Annotated in this window: 6 protein-coding genes; 1 reads left to right on the forward strand and 5 read right to left on the reverse strand. The window is 40.4% G+C overall.

Annotated elements, in window-relative coordinates; all coding sequences use genetic code 11:
- Nucleotides 1–557 precede the first annotated feature (557 nt).
- Nucleotides 558–1,721, forward strand: coding sequence for a hypothetical protein (locus ACYTXL_RS32110; protein ID WP_461928139.1), 1,164 nt, complete (start codon nucleotides 558–560; stop codon nucleotides 1,719–1,721).
- 69 nt (nucleotides 1,722–1,790) lie between these two features.
- On the opposite strand, the gene ACYTXL_RS32115 is transcribed toward ACYTXL_RS32110, so the two are convergent.
- The 5 genes from ACYTXL_RS32115 to ACYTXL_RS32135 all read right to left on the reverse strand — a co-directional run.
- Nucleotides 1,791–3,128: a recombinase family protein gene (locus ACYTXL_RS32115; protein WP_461928140.1), complete on the reverse strand. Its 1,338-nt coding sequence runs from the start codon at nucleotides 3,126–3,128 to the stop codon at nucleotides 1,791–1,793.
- Between the two features lie 106 nt (nucleotides 3,129–3,234).
- Nucleotides 3,235–3,834 carry a Uma2 family endonuclease gene (locus ACYTXL_RS32120; RefSeq protein ID WP_461928144.1) on the reverse strand — a complete coding sequence of 200 codons (600 nt, stop codon included), beginning with the start codon at nucleotides 3,832–3,834 and terminating at the stop codon, nucleotides 3,235–3,237.
- A 122-nt stretch (nucleotides 3,835–3,956) separates the two neighbouring features.
- Entirely contained in the window at nucleotides 3,957–4,316 is a 360-nt protein-coding gene (locus tag ACYTXL_RS32125; protein WP_461928145.1) for a VOC family protein, read from the reverse strand.
- Between the two features lie 338 nt (nucleotides 4,317–4,654).
- Nucleotides 4,655–5,788 carry a PepSY-associated TM helix domain-containing protein gene (locus ACYTXL_RS32130; RefSeq protein WP_461928141.1) on the reverse strand — a complete coding sequence of 378 codons (1,134 nt, stop codon included), beginning with the start codon at nucleotides 5,786–5,788 and terminating at the stop codon, nucleotides 4,655–4,657.
- Between the two features lie 261 nt (nucleotides 5,789–6,049).
- Nucleotides 6,050–7,650 (reverse strand): TonB-dependent siderophore receptor (locus ACYTXL_RS32135; RefSeq protein ID WP_461928142.1); only part of this gene is annotated, 1,601 nt, incomplete at its 5' end.

Raw genomic sequence — 7,650 nt, forward strand, 5'->3', positions numbered from 1 at the left:
AGTAACAACGTATGTTATTAACAATTGCTAGTTTCCAAGATTAACTCAACTTTCTCTAATTGGCGCTATTTTTTGAAAAATTTATCTTACTTAGTTAAAGAATATTTAAGCGGATAAATGATAAAAATAATACAATCAATAAATTATTTATTACCTGTTGAGTCGTCCGTGAAGAAACTTGTATTTTATTTTTAACTTGATGCTTAGTTTGATTTTTACCTACTTAGTTGAAAGCTAGCTTAATTCCGAAAAATAGGAAATAATTGCTACAGGGTTTCAATGGTGTGCTGAACACTTAAAGGAATTAGTTGTAATTTTTTTAGATAATAATTACTAACATCTTTTAAATCTTCTGCTTCCTTACCATCCCGCTTGAGAATAAATTCCCTCTCTGATAGCTAAATTCCTCTCAAGAGGACTAAATACAAGATTTTAAGCGATATGAGCAAATTTGGGGATCTTAAATTTAATTAAGCGATTATTGAATTTAAATATCTGTGTTATACAATTTTGTAAAAGCATTTATTATACAACTCTCAAATTATAGGAGCCTGTCAATGACTTTACCTGTAGTTGTGGATATTACTCTCGGCTTAGTTTTTATTTACTTGATTTTGAGCTTATTAGCTTCCGAAATTCAAGAATTGATTACCACATGTTTACAATGGAGAGCTAAACATTTAAAAAATTCAATTGAATTACTTTTAGCAGGTGGTAGCGAAACTGAAGAATCAGATATTACTAAGGCAAAAAATTTAGTACAGAAACTTTATAACGATCCTTTGATTAATACCTTGAATCAACAAGCAAAGGAGAAAATAGAAAAGCAGTTTCAGGAAAATACTAAAAGTAGTAACAAAAAAGCACTAGGAGACAAACAAAGCGCCCCTTCATATCTTCCGTCTGAAACATTTGCAATTACTTTATTAGATACCTTGAAAATTCCCCAGTTAATTAATTATGTGAAACATCCTAGTGATGAAGTTCAAACCAATTTGCACATGATATTAGCATCTTATAAAGAACTTCAAGCAGGTATTAATGATCCAAATAGTGAAAGTTACAAAACAATTCAAAAAATTTATGGAGATATTGACCAGGAATTTAGAGATTTTGTTAATCAAGAGTTACCTAATGATGTACCTGATAGTTTGATTAACAGTCTTCGTGTCCTTGCTCAACGTAGTAGGATAAAGGTTGGCGACCTCACAGAAGAAATAAATCAGTTTAAAAATGAAGTCGAAACATGGTTTGATCGCTCTATGGATCGAGCCAGTGGTGTTTATAAGCGCAATGCCAAAGGAGTTGCTATTATCATTGGAATATCAATTGCCATATTAACTAATACTGATACATTTCACCTGATTAATAGATTGTCGCAGGATTCGGTTATTCGCTCTGCAATTACTCAAAGTGCAAGTCAACGAGCCGATTATATAAACGATCAACAAGCCAGAAATAAAATCGAGAAACTATTAGGAAATGCTTCTGTACCCATTGGATGGCAAAACCTCAATCAACAGTTTGATCCAAATAGTGGAAACGTTTTATTAATCACAATTTGGCAGCTTTTTAGATTAATTTGCGGTTGGATAGTCAGTGGTTTAGCTATTGCTATGGGTGCGCCTTTTTGGTTTGATATCCTCAATAAATTTATCAATGTGCGGAATGCAGGGCCAAAACCTGCTGCGTATACTAAGGATCAACCGTCTCAGAAATAGCGTTTTACACCAGTTTTCATTTATTTGAATCACATCTGACGTAGGGGCACAGCATTGCTGTGCCCCTACTTAGAAAATAAAAATAACTCGGAGTTTTAATTCTTTATTCTGAAGAATAATCTCAATTTGCTTGATGAATTCTCGAAAGTAAAATCGTCGCTCTGTTTCCGACAAATCTAACCAAAATTGTGGTATGGAAACAGCTTGAGCAACAGAACGCAAGTTAACTGGGGGAAGAGTCGCCAACTTTGCTTCCAGTGCAGAAATTTCTGTGCGGAGTTTGTAAGCCCTTAACTTTGCTGTTTCGGCATCTAAAATTCCAGTTTCAATTAAAGCGGGTAACTGAGCAAGTATTTCTTGCTGACGTGCGATCGCTTGCCCGAAACTATTCTTGACTGCATCCAACTGAGGAAAATTCATCCCCGCAACCGCTAGGGGTAAGTCACGGCAAACCGTTTCAATTGTATGTTCTAAAACCTCTTGGTAGGGAATAGCCTTACACTTAGGGCGTTGGGGACAGCTAGTAGAACGTAAATAAAGATACTCCTGATCTTGATTGCGTTGGGTGACACGGGTAACTGTCAGATGTGACTGACACTCAGCACAGATAACCAACCCCGCTAAAGAACGCTTAGCACTAGCAGTTCGGGATGGTAAACGGCTGTTACGGCGTAAAAGTCGGTCAACTTGGGCTGCTTCTTCCTTAGAAATTATTGAAATATGGGTATTAGAGATAATTTCACCATTTTGGTAAGCTGTATTGCCGCGATAAACTTGATTAGTCAGCCAGCGTCTTCCTGTGGTTACAGAGATTTTTTTGCCGTATTTTTTCGCTAAGTAACGAACTGAACCCCGCAGGGAACCATAGAGTAAAAAGTGTTCAAAAAAATCTTTGACTACTGGTGAAGTACTGCGATCTATAGTATATTTTCCCTTACCTCGGCGATAGCCGTAGGGAATTTTGCCGGGTGGCGGTGCAAGATTAAGACGATTACGGGCGTGTCCTTGACGGATGCGACGACTACGTTGCTGACGTTGGATTGCGTGTAGCAAATTCAGCAAGTCAGCGCCCAGAGGGTAATTTTCGGAAGTGTAGGGCTGTTCAGTAGCAATTATCGCCACTCCCATTGCTTCGAGTTGATGCAGGCGATCGCTAATTTCCTCTACAGTATCCCCTAATTCTTCCAACCGCCGAATCAAAAGATAATCTACTGGTTCAGTTTGGCAATCGGTAAGTAATTGTTGTAATTGCGTTCGCGTAGCGTGTCCATTCGCGCAGCGTCCCGGAGGGAAGGACTCTCGCTTCCCCAAATCTTCATAAACCCGATCAACCTCCCATCCCCAATCGGCTTGATCGGGAGAAGATTCTAATAGCGGATCGGTATAAGAGTAGGCAATGATTTTCATTTGTCATTGGAAGCAATGTGATTTTGTGAGATGACCATGCGAAAACCTGCGTGTAACGCGCCATTTCTCGGCTTCCTTGCTATTATTGTAAGAGAGTTGCCGCCCCTTAAAAATTAATGCGACGATAGATTTCAGTCAGGGGAATTTCTACGTTTAAACTGTGCAGGACGATCGCTCGTTCAAGGTTAGAGTGAACTTGCCATAGCCAGCGATCATTACTGTTACGATCTTTGTTGTGATACTGCTCAATGTAGGGTTCAGTTTGGCTCACAAGCAGATATTCACAAAAGCTGCCAACAGAGCGATATTTTCTGAACTTTTCGCCTCGATCATAAGCTTCGGTAGAGGGTGATAGAACTTCGACAATGAGTAAAGGATTGAGAATTTCATCATTGCGCTGACCATTGAACTCTGGTTTGCCATTAACAACCATTAAATCGGTATAAGTACCACACTGATATTCAGGAATCCAAACTCGCAAGTCGCTGTTATACAAACGAAAATCAGTGCCTCTCAGCAAAAACCCCAAGTAAATTAACAAGTTGCTAGCGATCGCACTATGGGCTTCCGAACCTCCCGACATAGTAATAATCTCTCCGTTGCGGTATTCATGGCGTTCTGGGTTGGTTTCTTCCATAGCCCGATACTCGTCTAATCTGAGGCGAGTTGTTCTTACATCTGGGGGACTTGTTTGAGCAAAGACCACAATCAGACCTCTTGAATAATTAGCTTTAAAACTATTATCAGCAACGGGAGGAAGAATTGCCAATTTAATGATATTGCAACATGACAAGGCTGCAATGCCCTTTTTCATTGGTTCTTGTCCCCTCAATGCTGACTCAACTCGATAATATTTCCATCAGGATCTTGTGTAAACAGAGCAGGGCGACCGGAAGCGCTGGGTTGAATGGGATAATTATAATTGAGTAACTCTTGTTTAGCAGTGTCTAAGTCAGCAACGGAGAAAGCAATGTGGGGATTGCGTCCCCATTTTTCGTTTGGGTTTTCCGTGGGGACAGTAGGTGCAACTATCAGATGAATTTGATAGTCGCCAACTTGATACCATGCACCAGGGTAGTTTAGGGAACGATCTATTTTGGCTAATCTCAATACTTTGCCATAAAAGTGTTCCGAGCGTTCTAAGTCAGTCACAAGAATTGCTGTATGGAGACTTTGGGTAATGTGCATTGTCGGTAAGATGCGATCGCGTTTATTTAAATTTTGACCTAGTTTGAATCTTTGCGGAGAGTAGAGGGAGATGAGGGAGTGAGGGAGATGAATTAATAACCAATGCCCCATGCTTAATGAGAAATGACAACCTGTCCTCTTGATGTATACAGGCGATGTCTACGACGGTCACTGAGCGAGTAAAATACCTTTTGGAGTCAGTGCAGCATTGGGAATGGAAATTGCCCAACAAGCACAGATTTTTATTTGACCACGAAATAAGCCGCTTACAGATTCAGTTTTCATTGGTGAACTCAAATAGGTGCTTAATCGTAAGTGATTAACCGGACATGATATAATTACTTTAAAACGAAGCGTTTAATAAATCCTGTAGGAGATTTTGTTCGATAGCGATCACGCCACATCATGAAGCCAGTGATAAATAAAATTAACGGTGCAAGTCCCACAAAGACATAGAGAATGCGGGTGGGTAAGCCACCAAATGTACCGTAGTGCAGGGGTGCAAAAGAATTGAGGACGCGATCGCCCAATAGCATCTTTAAAGCATTATCAACTCGCAAAACCTTGCCACTGTACTGGTCGAGATAAACATTACTATTAGCGTCATATGAACTTTCCTGCGGTAGCTTCATGTTAATTCGTAGAGCCTCTTCTGGTTTACTGGGAAAATAAATGCTTTTGGTAACAGCACCAGGTAAGGCAGCATCGGCAATTTTCAGTTGTTCTGTCAATCCTAAGGTTGATTTACTAGGAATTGGCTTGGATACTGGCTCAGATGGTTTTGAGGTGAATGTAACAGCGTAAATAATCGGCTCAGTCAAATCGTAGAAGTTCCAGCAAAAGCCTGTAAAGCCAGTAAAAAATAAAAAGACGACAGTGATAATGCCAGCAACTTTGTGAATGTCAAAGTTCACCCGCTTGGGATGAGCATCAAACTTGATTTTGAAGCCTGCAATCAATTTGCGCCAACCCGGCCAGAGAACTAAACCTGTGATGGTAAGTACACACATTAAAAAGGCAGCAATGCCAACAATTGCAGTTCCAATTTGACCTGCCATCAAGCTGTAGTGTAAATTAAGTGTTAGACCAATTAGGGTTTTATCCGTTATCCGCTCACCGATAATTTTGCCTGTATAAGGGTTGACAAAAACCTCTTTCCTTTGCACATCAGTTGATGACAACTGCCCCAGGTAGGGAGAAGAAGGAGTATCTGGCAAATAAATCCGAAAAAGATGCAAATCACCTCGCGCGGGATACTTCGCCTCAATTGTATTCACCACAGACTCTGGGGATAACTGCACCTGTTGGGGAGTAATGTGTCCATACTGTTGACTAATCATAAAGTGGTCAAAATCTTGCTCGAACACTAACAGGCTACCTGTTAACCCAACGACAATTAGCAATAGTCCAACAAAAAAACCGATATATCTGTGCAGGTAAAAAACGATAGAGCGTAGTTTTTTCCGATTCATAATCGCCACGAAAGTAAGTTGGATTTTTACCCCCCTCAATCCTCCCGATGCATTGGGCTACAGTGTACACACAAGTTATCCGATTACCCAAAAGTCCTCCAAAACCTCAAAGGGTCCTATCGGACATCCCTCTCCGAACTCACGGAGAGGGACAGGTTTTGCGTAGCAGAACCAGGGTGAGGTTATGAGACTTAACCATCAATTGCGTTGAGATAGACTTGTATATACACCGTAGATGCATTGGTGAGGGTTAAGGTGGAATCAAAACTGTACGGAAATCGTCGCCAGAACAGTCAACGGATCTCCGGGACGCAGATAGTAACCTTGAGATACATAATACGTGGTGTCGAAAAGATTCTTGACGTTGAGACCAAATCGCCAATTATCTTTTTTATAGAAAATAGAGGCATCAGTTCTGACGTAGGAAGGAATGATAACTCCATTGTTTGGTAGATTGGCTTCGGTATCGCCGACAAAAAACAGTCCTCCACCAAATCCCAATCCTTTAAGGGAACCACTTTGAATTTCATAGGTTGTCCAGAAGCTAGCAGTATCCCTTGGCACACCAACCAATCTGTCACCTACAGGTAGGTCATTATCCTTGCTGACAAAGGTATCGTTATGGGCAAAGGATGCAATCACATTCCACCCAGGTAAAATTCGCCCAGAAATATCGAATTCAATACCTTGACTCTTGACTTCTCCAGCTGCAATTGAGTAATCAGTATTATTTGGATCGGTTGTAGGTACGTTGGTTTTTGTAATCTTGTATGCTGCAAGTGTTGCCGAAAGCTTACCATCCAATAACTCGGTTTTAATTCCGGCTTCATACTGGGTTCCACGAGAAGGTGGTAATTGCGCTAGGTTAGGTGATAGGGTGTTGTTGGGTGCAAAAGACTCGCTATAACTGGCGTATAGGGAGATTGGTTTTATCGGTTGGTAAACCAGTCCCACACGGGGTGAAAAAGCTTCATCGTAAAACTTATCTGTAGAAAGCAGATTATTATTCAAGTCTATGTTTCTGTCGTTGTAGCTGACAAAATCATATCTTCCACCAACCAGTAACTTCAAATTAGAAAGTAATGTCACCTGGTCTTGCAAGTAAATAGCTGTAGTATCGGTATAAGACCCCCCTCTGTCTGCTGTATCGACGAAACTAGTTGGCAGTGGCGCACCATATACTGGATTGAAAAGATTAATCCCAGGAGCGGCAGTGCGAAGGAAATCACCAAACTGGTTTTGCCAACTTAACTCTAAACCCAGGAGCAGCTGATGATTAATCGAACCAGTTTTGAACTTGCCGACTAATTCATTTTGCAGTTCTAATGTTTGACCATAACCGGCACCTGCTGCAAGCCTTCGGGATATTGTCTGACCATCCGCTTCAAGTGAATCTGGTCGAACAAATGCATTTAAACCAGAAGTAGTAAGGTATGCTGAAAAGGCACTACGCAGCCGTAAATTTTCACTGAAGGTATGATCTAAAGTCAAGTAAAATGCATCAGAGTCAACATTGTACTTATCAGTGCTTGGCTCTCCTAAAAAACGACTGATGGGAACTTGAAAAGATTGAGGAATAGGTGGCAACCCATCATAAAATGTTCGATTTTGATCAGTATGCTCATATTCCAAAGTCAAATTTGTATTATCGCTGATCTTATAGGACAATACGGGCGATATTGAGAAATATTGCCCGTGAACAAAATCTATAAAACTCCCAAAATTTTCATAGCCAACATTCAAGCGATACAACAACTTTTGGTCAGAGGTAAGTGGTCCAGAAATATCAATTGAGGATTTGTACTCACCGTAACTTCCGACTGTAAATTCACTTGCATAATAGGGAGTTGCAAGGGGTTGTT

The organism is Nostoc sp. (assembly GCF_054880495.1).